At 73.2% G+C, this 12,291-nt stretch carries 13 protein-coding genes; 8 read left to right on the forward strand and 5 right to left on the reverse strand.

Annotation, left to right across the window (positions count from 1 at the left end):
* The first annotated feature begins 126 nt into the window (after nucleotides 1–126).
* The gene (locus ABD220_RS17070; RefSeq protein WP_017832526.1) at nucleotides 127–285 is read left to right on the forward strand and encodes a hypothetical protein; all 159 of its coding nucleotides are present in this window, start codon (nucleotides 127–129) and stop codon (nucleotides 283–285) included.
* Nucleotides 282–896: an RBBP9/YdeN family alpha/beta hydrolase gene (locus ABD220_RS17075; protein WP_344124640.1), complete on the forward strand. Its 615-nt coding sequence runs from the start codon at nucleotides 282–284 to the stop codon at nucleotides 894–896. The genes ABD220_RS17070 and ABD220_RS17075 overlap by 4 nt, the downstream gene beginning before the upstream one ends.
* Here the strand turns inward: ABD220_RS17075 and ABD220_RS17080 are convergent.
* Together ABD220_RS17080 and ABD220_RS17085 are read right to left on the reverse strand one after the other, a co-directional pair.
* Nucleotides 886–1,809 carry a metallophosphoesterase gene (locus tag ABD220_RS17080; RefSeq protein ID WP_425552583.1) on the reverse strand — a complete coding sequence of 308 codons (924 nt, stop codon included), beginning with the start codon at nucleotides 1,807–1,809 and terminating at the stop codon, nucleotides 886–888. The genes ABD220_RS17075 and ABD220_RS17080 overlap by 11 nt on opposite strands.
* A gap of 14 nt (nucleotides 1,810–1,823) precedes the next feature.
* Nucleotides 1,824–3,980, reverse strand: a complete 2,157-nt coding sequence (locus ABD220_RS17085) for a transglycosylase domain-containing protein (protein ID WP_344124643.1) — start codon at nucleotides 3,978–3,980, stop codon at nucleotides 1,824–1,826.
* Nucleotides 3,981–4,071: 91 nt separating this feature from the next.
* Between ABD220_RS17085 and ABD220_RS17090 the strand changes: the two genes are divergently transcribed.
* Genes ABD220_RS17090 through ABD220_RS17100 form a run of 3 tightly spaced genes read left to right on the forward strand, consistent with a single transcriptional unit; the run spans nucleotide 4,072 to nucleotide 5,697 of the window.
* Complete coding sequence (locus ABD220_RS17090) at nucleotides 4,072–4,266, forward strand: DUF4177 domain-containing protein (protein WP_344124645.1); 195 nt, start codon at nucleotides 4,072–4,074, stop codon at nucleotides 4,264–4,266.
* A gap of 41 nt (nucleotides 4,267–4,307) precedes the next feature.
* Nucleotides 4,308–4,793: a RidA family protein gene (locus tag ABD220_RS17095; protein ID WP_344124646.1), complete on the forward strand. Its 486-nt coding sequence runs from the start codon at nucleotides 4,308–4,310 to the stop codon at nucleotides 4,791–4,793.
* Nucleotides 4,777–5,697: an NUDIX hydrolase gene (locus ABD220_RS17100; protein WP_344124648.1), complete on the forward strand. Its 921-nt coding sequence runs from the start codon at nucleotides 4,777–4,779 to the stop codon at nucleotides 5,695–5,697. The genes ABD220_RS17095 and ABD220_RS17100 overlap by 17 nt, the downstream gene beginning before the upstream one ends.
* Before the next feature lie 93 nt (nucleotides 5,698–5,790).
* Here the strand turns inward: ABD220_RS17100 and ABD220_RS17105 are convergent, their stop codons facing one another.
* A complete protein-coding gene (locus ABD220_RS17105) occupies nucleotides 5,791–6,468 on the reverse strand; it encodes a Crp/Fnr family transcriptional regulator (protein ID WP_344124650.1) in 678 nt (225 codons plus the stop codon).
* 255 nt (nucleotides 6,469–6,723) lie between these two features.
* Here ABD220_RS17105 and ABD220_RS17110 point away from each other — a divergent pair, with 255 nt between their 5' ends.
* Nucleotides 6,724–7,887, forward strand: coding sequence for a MarP family serine protease (locus ABD220_RS17110; RefSeq protein ID WP_344124652.1), 1,164 nt, complete (start codon nucleotides 6,724–6,726; stop codon nucleotides 7,885–7,887).
* A 4-nt stretch (nucleotides 7,888–7,891) separates the two neighbouring features.
* Here the strand turns inward: ABD220_RS17110 and aroQ are convergent, their stop codons facing one another.
* Both aroQ and acs read right to left on the reverse strand, forming a co-directional pair.
* The gene (gene aroQ / locus ABD220_RS17115; protein ID WP_344124653.1) at nucleotides 7,892–8,341 is read right to left on the reverse strand and encodes a type II 3-dehydroquinate dehydratase; all 450 of its coding nucleotides are present in this window, start codon (nucleotides 8,339–8,341) and stop codon (nucleotides 7,892–7,894) included.
* A gap of 107 nt (nucleotides 8,342–8,448) precedes the next feature.
* Complete coding sequence (acs, locus tag ABD220_RS17120; protein WP_344124655.1) at nucleotides 8,449–10,398, reverse strand: acetate--CoA ligase; 1,950 nt, start codon at nucleotides 10,396–10,398, stop codon at nucleotides 8,449–8,451.
* A gap of 174 nt (nucleotides 10,399–10,572) precedes the next feature.
* Here acs and nth point away from each other — a divergent pair, with 174 nt between their 5' ends.
* Entirely contained in the window at nucleotides 10,573–11,448 is an 876-nt protein-coding gene (gene nth / locus ABD220_RS17125) for an endonuclease III (protein WP_344124657.1), read from the forward strand.
* Nucleotides 11,449–11,477: 29 nt separating this feature from the next.
* Entirely contained in the window at nucleotides 11,478–12,224 is a 747-nt protein-coding gene (locus ABD220_RS17130) for an NUDIX hydrolase (RefSeq protein WP_344124659.1), read from the forward strand.
* Nucleotides 12,225–12,291: the final 67 nt, after the last annotated feature.

The raw sequence follows: 12,291 nt of genomic DNA on the forward strand, positions 1-12,291 counted from the left end.
GCCCGGTCCCGCCCGTGCGCCCCGGAGCGCGCGGGGGATTGTGGGCGGCGCCGATTTGGGGGAAGCTCGGGCCACGGGCCCCCGGCCCGGGAACCGACCCTGGAGCCGATCCTGGAGGAGACCACCATGGACCCCATCTGCCCGTCCTGCGGCGGACCCCTGCGCCAGATCCCCGAGGACCAGTGGCCCGAGGGCGGCCCCGTGCCCGAGGGCACGGTGGAGATGTACCTGTGCGACAGGACCAACCACCGGATCATCGTGGCGGTCCCCGAGATCTCCGGGTGAGCGCCCCGGAGCCGGGGCTCCGCCGGGTCGTGGTGGTGCACGGCTACGACGCCGCCCCCGACCAGCACTGGTTCCCGTGGCTGCGCGAGCAGCTCGCCGCGGAGGGCGTGCGGACGGACGTCGTGGAGCTGCCGGAACCGTCCTACCCGGAGGCCGGGGCGTGGCTGGCCGCGGTGGCGCGGGCGGTGGGCGAGCCGGACCGGCACACCCACCTGGTGGCCCACAGCCTGGGCTGCATCACCCTCCTGCGCCACCTCGCCGGTCTGCCCGGGCCCTGGGAGCTGGGCGGGCTGGTGCTCGTGGCGGGCTTCACGGGACGGCTCGAGGGCGTGCCGTTGCTGGACGAGTTCCTCGCCGAGGACGTGGACCTCTCCGCGGTGCGCGCCGGCGTCCGGCGCCGGCTGGTGCTGCGCTCGGACGACGACCCGACCGTGCCGCCGGCCGCCACCGAGGCCCTCGCCGAGCGGCTCGACGCCCCGGTGCGGGTGGTGCCCGGTGCGGGACACTTCTGCGGCTCCGACGGCGTCACCCGCCTGCCCGCCGTGCTGGAGGCCCTGCTGCCGCGCGAAGGCGCCGGTGCGCCGGCGGGCGGGGGACCGCTCAGTCCGTGAGCGTCAGCAGCACGGCCTCCGGCGGGCAGAACAACCGGATCGGGGCGAAGCGGGACGTCCCCAGGCCCGCCGAGACGTTGACCGGCACCCCGCCCTGGGCGATGAGCCCCTTGCAGCGCTGCGGCTCGAGGTCGCAGTTGCTGACCAGCGCCCGCCCGCCCGGCAGGCAGACCTGCCCGCCGTGCGTGTGCCCGGCCAGCACCAGCTGCGCGCCGTCCGCCACGAACCGGTCCAGGGTCCGCAGATAGGGGGCGTGGGCCACCCCGAGCCGCAGGTCCGCCGCGGCGGGGTCGCCGAACCCGGGGTGTCGGTCGTAGCCCAGGTGCGGGTCGTCCACCCCGGACAGGTCCAGGGTCAGGCCCGCGACCTGCATCCGGGCGGAGCGGTTGATCAGCGGCGTCCAGCCCGCGGCGTCGAAGGCGTCGTGCATGTCCTGGGTGGGCAGCAGGGCCGACTGGTCCCGGCCCTCCCCGGAGGTGTCCCGCCACAGGTAGCGGAACGGGTTCTTGAGCTTCGGCGCGAAGTAGCAGTTGGATCCCGGGACGTAGGCCCCGGGGAAGCGGAACAGCGGTTCCAGGACCTCCAGCAGCCACGGCAGCGCCTGCGGGTGGGAGAGGTTGTCCCCGGTGTCCACCACGAGGTCCGGCTCCAGCGCCGCGAGCGAGTGCACGAACTCCCGCACCGCGCGCTGGCCGGGCCAGACGTGCAGGTCCGACAGGTGCAGGATCCGCAGCGGCGCGCTGCCCTCGGGGAGCAGCCGGAGCCGTTCCGTGCGCAGCTGGAAGCGGCGGCGCTCGACGACGACGCCCCACGCCCCGAGGCCCGCCGCCGTCCCGGCAGCGGCCGCCGTCACGGCGGCCGCGGTCCGCAGGACGGGCGCGACGGCGCGCGGGGAGGAGTGCAGGAGATCCATGGCCGGTCCGGGGCTCAGCCGGGCCGCGAGGTGCCGTTGCGGCCCTCGAGCACCCGCTTGGAGGGCTCCTTGAACTTGCCCGTGTCGTAGTCCCGGGCCACCTCGCGCATGAACCGCTGCCACTGGCCGCCGGCGTAGGTGGAGCCGTCCACCCAGTCGTCGCCCTCGGTGCGCTTCCCGCCGATGGACAGCCCGTTCAGGGACCGGGAGCCGAACTCGTAGTTGCCGACCCAGGACGCGGTGGACAGGCCCTGGGTGTAGCCGACCATCCAGGTCTGGGTGGAGTTGTCCGTGGTGCCGGTCTTGGCGGCGGAGGCACCCGGCAGGCCGATCTCCCGCTGCCAGCCCGAGCCGCGGATCAGGGTCTGGTTCAGGGCGTAGTTCACGCCGTCGGCCACGTCCTCGCTGATCACGCGCTCGCAGGACGTCCCGGGGATCTCGTACTCCTTGCCGGTGTAGTCCACGACCCGCTCGAGGGCGCGCGGCTCGCACATCTCGCCGCGGTTGGCGAACGCGGAGTAGGCCCGGGCCATGGTCATCGGCGAGATGTCCACGGAGCCGCCCAGCAGGGACGCCAGGACGGTGGTGTCGACGGGCTCGCCGTCCTTGCCGTTGACGATGCCCAGGGACTCGGAGAGCTCCCCGATGTCGCACAGGTCGAGGTCCTCCGCCATCGCGTAGATCGCGGTGTTGATCGAGTTGTACAGGCCGAAGTCGGCCTCCATCTCACGGGTGTAGCCGGACTCGGCGTTCTGGATCTCGAAGCCCTCGCCGTTGTTGCCGGGCTCGATCTTGTACCCGCGCTCCAGGCAGGAGGCCTTCCACCGGTGGTCCGGGGGCCACCGGGTCTGGGTGGCGTCGACCGTGTCCTCCGCGCCGTTGCCGGCGTCGATCCAGGCGGCGTACGTCAGCGGCTTGTAGGTCGAGCCGACCTGGAAGCCGCCGGCCCCGCCCATCCACGAGTCCACGTTGAAGTTGTACGTGGTGTTGGAGGCGCCCTCGCCGGTGGAGTAGTAGGTGTTCTGCGCCATCGCCACGATGTCCCCGTTGGTGGGCTCGAGGGACACGAGCGCGGTGGAGACGTTGTCCGGGTTGTCGTCCCGGGGCTGGGTCTCGTTGACCGACTTCTCGGCCGCGCGCTGGGCCTTGACGTCGAGCGTGGTGGTGATGGTGAGCCCGCCGAGCTGCAGGGTCTTGAGCCGCTCCTCGGGCGTCTCGCCGAACGCCGGGTCCTGGAGGATGCTGTTCTCCACGTAGTCGCAGAAGTAGGGGGCGATCTCGGCGGCCGTGCACCCGGAGTTCGTGGGGTTGGGGTTCACCTCGATGGGCTCGGCGGCCGCGGTCGCGTGCTCCTCCTCGGTGATGGCCCCGGTGGCGAGCATCGTGTCCAGCACGATGTTGCGCCGCTCGGTGGCGGCCTCCGGGTTCGCGGCGGGGTCGTAGTAGTTGGGCGACTGCACCATCCCGGCCAGCACCGCGGACTGCGAGATGCTCAGGTCGGACGCGGGGATGCCCCAGTAGTACTGGGCGGCCGCCTCCACGCCGTAGTTCTGCCCGCCGAAGAGCACCATGTTGAGGTAGCCCTCGAGGATCTGGTCCTTGCTCAGCTCCTGCTCCATGGACAGGGCGAGCTTGATCTCCTTGATCTTGTCCGAGTACCCCTTGTCGGCGCCGATGGTGGTGGCCTCCTCGCCGGCGCGGACCTGGGAGTCGATGAGCAGGTTGTTCACGTACTGCTGCGTGATGGTCGACGCGCCCTGGCGGGCGTCCGGGCGGATGATGTTGTTGCCCAGGGCGCGCAGGATCCCGCCGAGGTCCACGCCGCCGTGCTCGTAGAAGTCGCGGTCCTCGATGGCGAGGATCGCGGCCTCCATGTGCGGGGACATCTCGTCCAGGGAGACGGGCGTGCGGTTCTGCGCGTAGAACGTGGCGATCTCCGTCCCGTCCCGGGCCACCAGCGTGGAGGCGCGCGACATCGGCCCCGCCTCCATCTGGGCCGGGAGGTCCTTGAACCACCCGATGGAGGCGTTGGCGGCGAGGCCCGTGGCGGCTGCGGGGGGGACCAGGAGACCGGCGGCCACGATGCCGGCAACGATGCTCGTGGCGATGAACGCCACGATGTTGCCCAGGGCTGACGGTGCCTGCGCGGCAGGGTTCTTGCGGGAAGCCATTCGGACAGTCTACAAGCGCGCACCGGGCGACAGCTGGTGTGCGGTCCGTCACGGCGGAGCGCGTCCCGGCGTTCGTGGCTACGCTGGGGCCATGACTACCTGGGAATACGCCACCGTGCCGCTCATGATCCACGCCACCAAGCAGATCCTCGACAACTGGGGCGACGACGGGTGGGAGCTCGTCACCGTGCTGCCCGGCAGCACCCCCGCCGACGTCCCGGCGGGCAACATGAACGCCCCGGTCCAGACCAACCCCATCGCCTACCTCAAGCGTCCCAAGGCCTGACGGCCGGACGACACGGCTCCCGAGAACACCGGAGGACTTCCATGAGCAACGGCTCCGCCGTCGAATCCCGCATCGCCGAGCTCGGCCTCGAGCTCCCGGCCGTCGCGGCCCCCGTGGCCGCCTACGTGCCCGCCGTGACCACCGGATCGTGGGTGCACACCTCGGGCCAGCTGCCCTTCGTGGACGGGCAGCTGCCCGCCACCGGCAAGGTGTCCGCGTCCGGGGCGGCGGGCACCGTCTCCCCGGAGGACGCCCACGAGCTCGCCGCCCGCGCCGCCCTCAACGCCGTGGCCGCCGTGAAGGAGGCGGTCGGGGACCTGGACCGGGTGGTCCGGATCGTCAAGGTCGTCGGCTTCGTGGCCTCCGACCCGGGCTTCACCGGCCAGCCCGGTGTGGTCAACGGCGCCTCCGAGCTGCTGGGGCGGATCTTCGGCGATGCCGGGGTGCACGCCCGCTCCGCGGTGGGCGTCGCGGTCCTGCCCCTCGACGCGCCGGTCGAGGTGGAGCTCGTTGCCGAGTTCCGCTGAGCCGCGGGCCCCGCGGACGGGCCGCCCGCCGGCCGTGCGCTGGTTCGAGATCCCCGAGGGCCAGCGCGGGGCCGCGCAGGCCTGGCTCGAGCGCGGCGCCGGCATCCCGGGCAGCGCCCCTTCGCCCGCCGCCGCGGTGGTGTTCGTGCGGGACGGCGACCACGGTGTGGAGACCTACCTCAAGTACCGGCCCGGCAACTCACCGCTCGGCACCGTCGGGTTCCCCGGCGGCACCCTCGAGCCCCACGACGACGAGCCCCTCGACTGGGCCGGGCCCAGCCCCGCGGACTGGGGGCGCAAGCTCGGCATCGCGGACGACCTCGGCCGGGCGCGGCGCACCGTGGTCGCCGCGGTCCGCAAGGCGTTCGAGGAGACCGGCGTCCTGCTGGCTGGAGCGGACTCGATGAGCGCGGTGGAGTCCGTGGAGGGCGCCGAGTGGATGCGCTCCCGGGAGGCGCTCGCCGTGGGGGACGTGTCCCTCGCCGAGGTGCTGGGCCGGCGCCGCCTCGTGCTGCGCTCCGACCTGCTCAAGCCGCTGGCGCACTGGATCACCTCCGACTTCGCCCACCGCCGGTACGACATCCACTACTTCACCGCGGTGGTGCCCGACGGGCAGGCCCCGTCCGCGCTGGAGTCGAAGGGCGTCTGGGGCCGCTGGGTGGACGCCGCGCAGGCCGTGGCCGATCCGGCGGGCAGCTGGCTCGGGGACCTCGTGGGGCAGGAGGACACCGTGGGCCGCACGATCGACGACCTCTCCTCGCCCGGCGTCCAGTGCGTGCTGGAGTCGGTCGCCGAGTGCTCGTCGGCGATCGCGTTCCTCGCCAGGAAGCGGACCCTGGTGGCCCGCAACCCGGTGCTCGAGGTGCACGAGGGCCGGCCCGTGCTGCGCCTCGACCTGTCCTGACCCACCCCGGGGCGGGACGCGGACGCCGCCCCGGACACGGAACGGCCCGGGCGCCCGCGAGGGCGGCCGGGCCGTTCCACGTCCGGGCGGGACTCAGCGGCTGCGCTGCTTGAGCCGCTGGAGGTCCAGGATCACCACGGCGCGGGCCTCGAGCCGGATCCAGCCGCGCTGGACGAACTCGGCCAGCGCCTTGTTCACCGTCTCGCGGGAGGCGCCGACGAGCTGGGCCAGCTCCTCCTGGGTGAGCTCGTGCGCCACGAGGATGCCGTCGGTCGCGGGGCGGCCGAACCGGTCGGCCAGGTCCAGCAGGGCCTTCGCCACACGCCCGGGCACGTCGGAGAAGACGAGGTCGGCGAGGCTCTCGTTGGTGCGCCGCAGCCGGCGGGCCAGGGCCTGCAGCAGCTGCGCGGAGACGTCGGGGGAGCGCTCGATGACCTTCTTGAGGTTCTCGTGCTTGAGCCCGGCCAGGCGGGTCTCGGACACGGCGGTCGCGGACGTGGACCGCGGGCTCGGGTCGAACAGCGCCATCTCGCCGAACAGCTCGCCCGGGCCCATGATCGCCACGAGGCTCTCACGGCCGTCCGGGGCGGTGCGGCCGAGCTTGATCTTGCCGGAGATGATGAAGTACAGCTGATCCCCCGGATCGCCCTCGTGGAACAGCGTGGACCCGCGCGAGAGGTCGACCTCGGTGAGCTCCTCGGTGAGGGCTCCGAACGCCTGGTCGTCCAGGGACGCGAACAGGGGAGCGCGGCGGAGGACGTCGATATCCATGGTTCTCCTCAAGATGTGCCGCCACGGGCCCGCGGCCCGCGGCGGCCGATGTCAGCGGGAGTCGCCCGCACCCGTGTGTGAGCGACCTAACGTACCTGACGTTCACTGTAGTGTCTCGGGCCTGCGAATCCCAAGGAGGGCCGCGGCGGGCCCGGGCGCGGTGGCAGGCCCGCTCCACGGATCTCCCAGCCGCGCTCCCTATGCTGGTGACTCGCTCACCGGCCCCCGGCCCCACAGAACCCGCAGAGGAACCCGATGTCCCCGTCCTTCAACCTGCTCGACGTCCTGCTGGCCGTGGTGCTGCTGGGCTACCTCTTCTACGGGTTCAGCCGCGGCTTCTTCAACTCCCTGTTCTCCCTGGCCGGGCTCGTGCTCGGCGGCGTGGCGGCGTTCTCGGCCGCGCCGTGGGTGAGCGCGCAGGTGGACCCGCAGTACCGGGTGGGCGCCGTGCTCGCCACTGTCCTGGTCCTGCTGGTGGCGGGGCAGATGCTGGGCGGGCTGCTTGGCCGCGCCCTGTCCGCCGTGACCGAGCGCATGCGCCTGGGCGCGCTGAACCGGATCGCCGGGGCGGTGCTCGACGTCGCCGTCGCCGCGCTCGTGCTCTCGCTGCTCGGCTCGCTCGTCGGCCAGCTGGGCATCCCGGCCCTGTCCCAGCAGGTGGCGTCCTCCACGGTGCTGCGCACGATCGACCGGCACACCCCCGCCCCCGTGCGCGAGGCGGTGACCGAGGCGCGGGACGCCGTGGGAGGGGCCACCGGCATCCGGCAGATCGACGCCCTGCTGTTCCCGCCGGAGGAGGCCCCCGACGAGAGCGCGAGCACGGCCGCCCTGCAGCAGGCCGGGCAGTCGGTGGTGCAGGTCTACGGGATGGCGGTGGAGTGCCGCCAGAACCAGACGGGCTCGGGCTTCGTGACCGCCGCCGGCCAGGTGGTGACCAACGCCCACGTGGTGGCCGGGGTGGGCGAGCCCGTGGTCCAGACCCGGGACGGCGAGGTGCACTCCGCCGACGTCGTCCACTACGACCCGGGCTCCGACCTCGCCGTCCTCTCCGCGCCGTCCCTCCCGCTGGGGGCCCTGCCGCTCGGGGAGGACCCCGCGGCCGGGGACCTGGTCGCCTTCATGGGCTACCCGCTGGGCGGGCCGTTCGCCGCCGGGTCCGCCACCGTGCAGGGCACCGCGCTCGCGCCCGTGCAGGGCACCGGCGGGACCATGGAGATCATCCAGCTGGCCGGCCGCGTCCAGCAGGGCAACTCCGGCGGCCCGCTCGTGGCGCAGAACGGCTCCGTGGTCGGCGTCGTCTTCGCCAAGGCCCTCGAGGGGCAGGTCGGCTACGCCCTCACGCTGGACGAGCTGCGCGGGGCGCTGGAGGCCGCCGGGGGCAGCACCCAGGCCGTGGACTCCGGCTCCTGCGCCGCCTGAGCCGTCAGCCCGCCAGGGTGCGCAGCAGGTGCTCGACGGCCATCTCGTAGCCGAAGGCCCCCGCCCCGGCGATGACCACGTCCGCCTGCCGGGACACGTAGGACGTGTGCCGGAACGCCTCGCGCCGGTGCACGTTGGACAGGTGCACCTCGACCACGGGCAGCTCGGCCGCCTCGAGCGCGTCGTGGATCGCGATCGAGTAGTGCGTGAACGCCGCGGGATTGATGATGATCGCCGCGCCCGCGGTGCGGGCCTCCTGGATCCGGTCCACCAGGACGCCCTCGTGGTTGGACTGGTGGAACTCCACCTCCCGCCCGCCCGCGGCGGCCCGGGCGCGCACGGCCTCCTCGATGTCCGCGAGCGTCGTGGTGCCGTACACCTCCGGGCGCCGGACGCCCAGCAGGTTGAGGTTGGGGCCGTTGAGGACGTAGATCGGTCTGCGCGAGGTGGTCATGCCCGCATCCTCTCACCCCGGGGCGGGACCGGGCGCGGCTCCCGGACGCCGCAGCGCCCCCTCGCGCGGCAGGGGCGAGGGGGCGCTGCGGAGCACAGGGGCGCGGACTACCTGGCCAGCGAGTCCACGATCTGCTGCATCACGGTCTGGTCCGCGAGGGTCGAGACGTCACCGACCTCCCGCTCCTCCGCCACGTCCTTGAGCAGCCGGCGCATGATCTTCCCGGACCGGGTCTTGGGCAGCTCGGGGACGATGAGCACCTTCTTGGGCTTGGCGATCGGGGAGATCTCCTTGCCCACGTGGGCGCGCATCTCCTCGGCGAGTTCGGCCTTGTCCCGGCCCTCGGCGTCGGCCTGGTCGGAGAGGATGACGAAGGCGATCACGGCCTGGCCGGTGGTCTCGTCCGTGGCGCCCACCACCGCGGCCTCCGCCACGGACGGGTGGGACACGAGCGCGGACTCGATCTCCGGGGTGGAGAGGCGGTGGCCGGAGACGTTCATGACGTCGTCGACACGGCCGAGGATCCACACGTCCCCGTCGGCGTCGCGCTTGGCGCCGTCGCCGGCGAAGTACATCTCGCCGAACCGGGACCAGTACGTGTCCACGTAGCGGTCGTCGTCGCCCCAGATGGTGCGCAGCATCGAGGGCCACGGCTCGCGCAGCACGAGGAAGCCCGAGGTCTCGTTCGGCACGGACTGCCCGTTGTCGTCCACGACGTCGACCTTGATGCCGGGCATCGGGACCTGGGCGGAGCCCGGCTTGGCGACCGTCACGCCCGGCAGCTGGGAGATCATGATGGCGCCGGTCTCGGTCTGCCACCACGTGTCGACGATCGGGCAGCGGCCGCCGCCGATGACCCGGTGGAACCAGGTCCACGCCTCGGGGTTGATGGCCTCGCCCACGGTGCCGAGCACCCGCAGGGACGAGAGGTCGTACTCCGCCGGGATCTCCTCGCCCCACTTCATCATGGTGCGGATCGCGGTGGGGGAGGTGTACATGATCGTCACCCCGTACTTCTGCACGATCTCCCAGAACCGGCCGCGGTGCGGGGAGTCCGGGGTGCCCTCGTAGATCACCTGGGTGGAGCCGTTGACCAGGGGCGCGTAGGCGACGTAGGAGTGGCCGGTGACCCACCCGACGTCGGCGGTGCACCAGTAGACGTCCGTCTCCGGCTTGAGGTCGAAGACGTACTTGTGGGTGAACGCGCCCTGGGTCAGGTAACCGCCCGTGGTGTGCATGATGCCCTTGGGCTTGCCGGTGGTCCCGGAGGTGTAGAGGATGAACAGCGGGTCCTCGGCGCCCTGCTCGGACGGGGTGTGCTCCGTGGAGGCGGCCTCGACGGCCTCGTGCCACCACACGTCCCGGCCCTCGGTCATCTCGATGTCGGCCTCGTTGCGGCGGACCACGAGCACGTGCTCCACGGTGGCGCCGCCGCGGGAGAGGGCGTCGTCGACGGCCGGCTTGAGCATGGAGGGCTTGCCGCGGCGGAAGGTCCCGTCCGCGGTGACCACCAGCTTCGCCTCGCCGTCCTCCACGCGCGAGCGCAGCGCGTCGGCGGAGAACCCGCCGAAGACCACGGAGTGGATCGCGCCGATGCGGGCGCAGGCCAGCATCGCGATGACCGCCTCGGCGATCATCGGCAGGTAGAGGGCCACGCGGTCGCCCTTGGTCACGCCGAGGCCCTCCATGGCGTTGGCGGCCTTCGAGACCTCGTCCTTGAGCTGGGCGTAGGTGAGGCTGCGGCTGTCGCCGGGCTCACCCTCGAAGTGGATGGCCACCCGGTCCCCGTTGCCGGCCTCCACGTGCCGGTCCACGGCGTTGTAGCAGGCGTTGAGGGTGCCGTCCTGGAACCACTTCGCGAAGGGGGGGTTGGTCCAGTCGAGGACCTCGGTGAACTCCTTGTTCCAGGTCAGCAGCTCGCGCGCCTGGCGGCCCCAGAAGTCGACGCCCTCCTCCTCCGCCTGCCGGTACAGCTCGGCGGTGGCGTTGGCCTGGGCCGCGAACTCGGGGCTCGGGGCGAAGGTCCTGGTCTCGGCGGGCGTGGTCTCTGAAGCCATGTGGTCTTCCCTTCTCGTGGCACACCGTGTGCGGACCCCCGGTGGGACCGGACGTCCGTGTCACAGCTCACATAGTGTCGATTTCACCCTAGACGATCGGTGCACCCGGTTCCACAGGGGCCACGCCGGACCGGGTCGCGGAGGCCCTGCGCGCACGCCGCCTAGAATCGGGGCATGGTCCCACCCGCCGTGCCCCGCCCACCCGCCCACCTGCGCACCGTGGACCCCGCGAAGGCCCGCGCCGGTGCCGCGCGGCGCCGCCGGACGGGCGTCCCGGAGTCCCCGCTGGCGCGCAAGCGGCGGGCCCGCCGGATCAACGCGGTGCTCGCCGAGGCGTACCCGTACGCGGTCGCCGAGCTGGACTTCCGCTCCCCGTACGAGCTGCTCGTGGCCACGGTGCTCTCCGCCCAGACGACGGACGTGCGCGTGAACGCGACCACGCCGCGCCTCTTCGCGGCCTGCCCCACGCCGCGGGCGCTCGCCGAGGCGGACGAGGCCGAGATCCAGGAAATCGTCCGCCCGCTGGGCTTCTACCGGGCCAAGACCCGGGCGATCCGGACCCTGGCGCAGAAGATCGTGGACGACCACGACGGCGAGGTGCCCGGGCGGCTGGAGGATCTCGTCACCCTGCCCGGGGTGGGCCGCAAGACCGCCAACGTGGTGCTCGGCAACGCCTTCGGGGTCCCCGGGATCACCGTGGACACCCACTTCGGCCGGCTCGCCCGCCGCTTCGGCTGGACGGAGGAGGAGGACCCGGTCAAGGTCGAGCGGGACGTCGCCGCCCTGTTCGAGCCCCGCGACTGGACCGACCTGTCCCAGCGGCTCGTCTACCACGGGCGCCGCATCTGCCACTCCCGGCGCCCGGCGTGCGGGGTGTGCCCGGTGGCGGACCTGTGCCCCTCCTACGGCGAGGGCCCCACGGACACGGCCCAGGCGGCGGCCCTGCTCAAGTACGAGTTCGCCCCGGGCCGCGAGGAGCTGCTGGAGCAGTTCCTCGCCGGCCGCACCCGGGCCGAGCTGCAGGCCGACGGCTGGCCACTGAGCCCGTGAGCGGCACCGACCGGCGAGGAGGGCGGCCCATGGGCGACGCCTACCAGGACCTGCTCCGCGTGGCCCGCACCGGCCGGCGGCTGCGGATGGAGGACCGCGAGCCGTGGCGGATCGGGCAGATCGACGAGAACTACCGCCGCTCGGCCGTGCTGATCCTCTTCGGGGCGCTCGACGACCTGCCCTCGCGCGCCACCGAGCACGCGGAGGGCGTGGGGCGGGACCTCGACGTCCTGCTGGTCCAGCGGGCCGCGACGCTGCGCTCCCACCCCGGCCAGGTCGCCTTCCCGGGCGGTCGCCTGGACCCCGAGGACGGGGACCTGCACGAGATGCTGTCCGTGCCCGGCGGCGAGGTCAGCGCGGCCCACGTGCGCGCGGCCGTCCGCGAGGCCGAGGAGGAGACCGGGCTGGACCCGCGCGGGGTGGAGGTGCTCGGCGCCCTCGCCCCGGTGCCGCTGCCCGTCTCCAACCACCTCGTCACCCCGGTGCTGGGCTGGTGGCGGGACGTCTCGCCGGTGGACGTCGTGGACCACGCCGAGTCCTCCCTCGTGTTCCGCGTCCCCGTGCTGGACCTCGTCGACCCGGCCAACCGGCACTGCGCGGCCGTCACGCGCGGCCGGCAGACCTACCGCTCGCCCGCCTTCACGGTCCCCGTGGCCGGCACGGACTCCACGGTGACCGTCTGGGGGTTCACGGGCGTGCTCCTGGACCGGCTGCTCACGGCGCTCGGCTGGGCGGTGCCCTGGGACGCCGGCCGGCTCCTGCCCGCACCGCTCTAGCACGTCCTGCGGCCCGCTCGGGCCCCCGGCCGCAACATTGCCGGTGCGCCGGCAGGCCGACCTACGA

The organism is Kocuria aegyptia, from assembly GCF_039530085.1.
Lineage (GTDB): Bacteria > Actinomycetota > Actinomycetes > Actinomycetales > Micrococcaceae > Kocuria > Kocuria aegyptia.

Coding starts and splice junctions, on each gene's coding strand:
- aroQ (WP_344124653.1), bottom strand. CDS start 8,341: ATGACCACCTCGCGCAGACCGATCTACGTCCTCAACGGCCCCAACCTC.
- ABD220_RS17105 (WP_344124650.1), bottom strand. CDS start 6,468: ATGGATATCGACGTCCTCCGCCGCGCTCCCCTGTTCGCGTCCCTGGAC.
- ABD220_RS17070 (WP_017832526.1), top strand. CDS start 127: ATGGACCCCATCTGCCCGTCCTGCGGCGGACCCCTGCGCCAGATCCCC.
- ABD220_RS17090 (WP_344124645.1), top strand. CDS start 4,072: ATGACTACCTGGGAATACGCCACCGTGCCGCTCATGATCCACGCCACC.
- ABD220_RS17080 (WP_425552583.1), bottom strand. CDS start 1,809: ATGGATCTCCTGCACTCCTCCCCGCGCGCCGTCGCGCCCGTCCTGCGG.
- ABD220_RS17085 (WP_344124643.1), bottom strand. CDS start 3,980: ATGGCTTCCCGCAAGAACCCTGCCGCGCAGGCACCGTCAGCCCTGGGC.
- ABD220_RS17095 (WP_344124646.1), top strand. CDS start 4,308: ATGAGCAACGGCTCCGCCGTCGAATCCCGCATCGCCGAGCTCGGCCTC.
- ABD220_RS17130 (WP_344124659.1), top strand. CDS start 11,478: ATGGGCGACGCCTACCAGGACCTGCTCCGCGTGGCCCGCACCGGCCGG.
- ABD220_RS17110 (WP_344124652.1), top strand. CDS start 6,724: ATGTCCCCGTCCTTCAACCTGCTCGACGTCCTGCTGGCCGTGGTGCTG.
- acs (WP_344124655.1), bottom strand. CDS start 10,398: ATGGCTTCAGAGACCACGCCCGCCGAGACCAGGACCTTCGCCCCGAGC.
- nth (WP_344124657.1), top strand. CDS start 10,573: ATGGTCCCACCCGCCGTGCCCCGCCCACCCGCCCACCTGCGCACCGTG.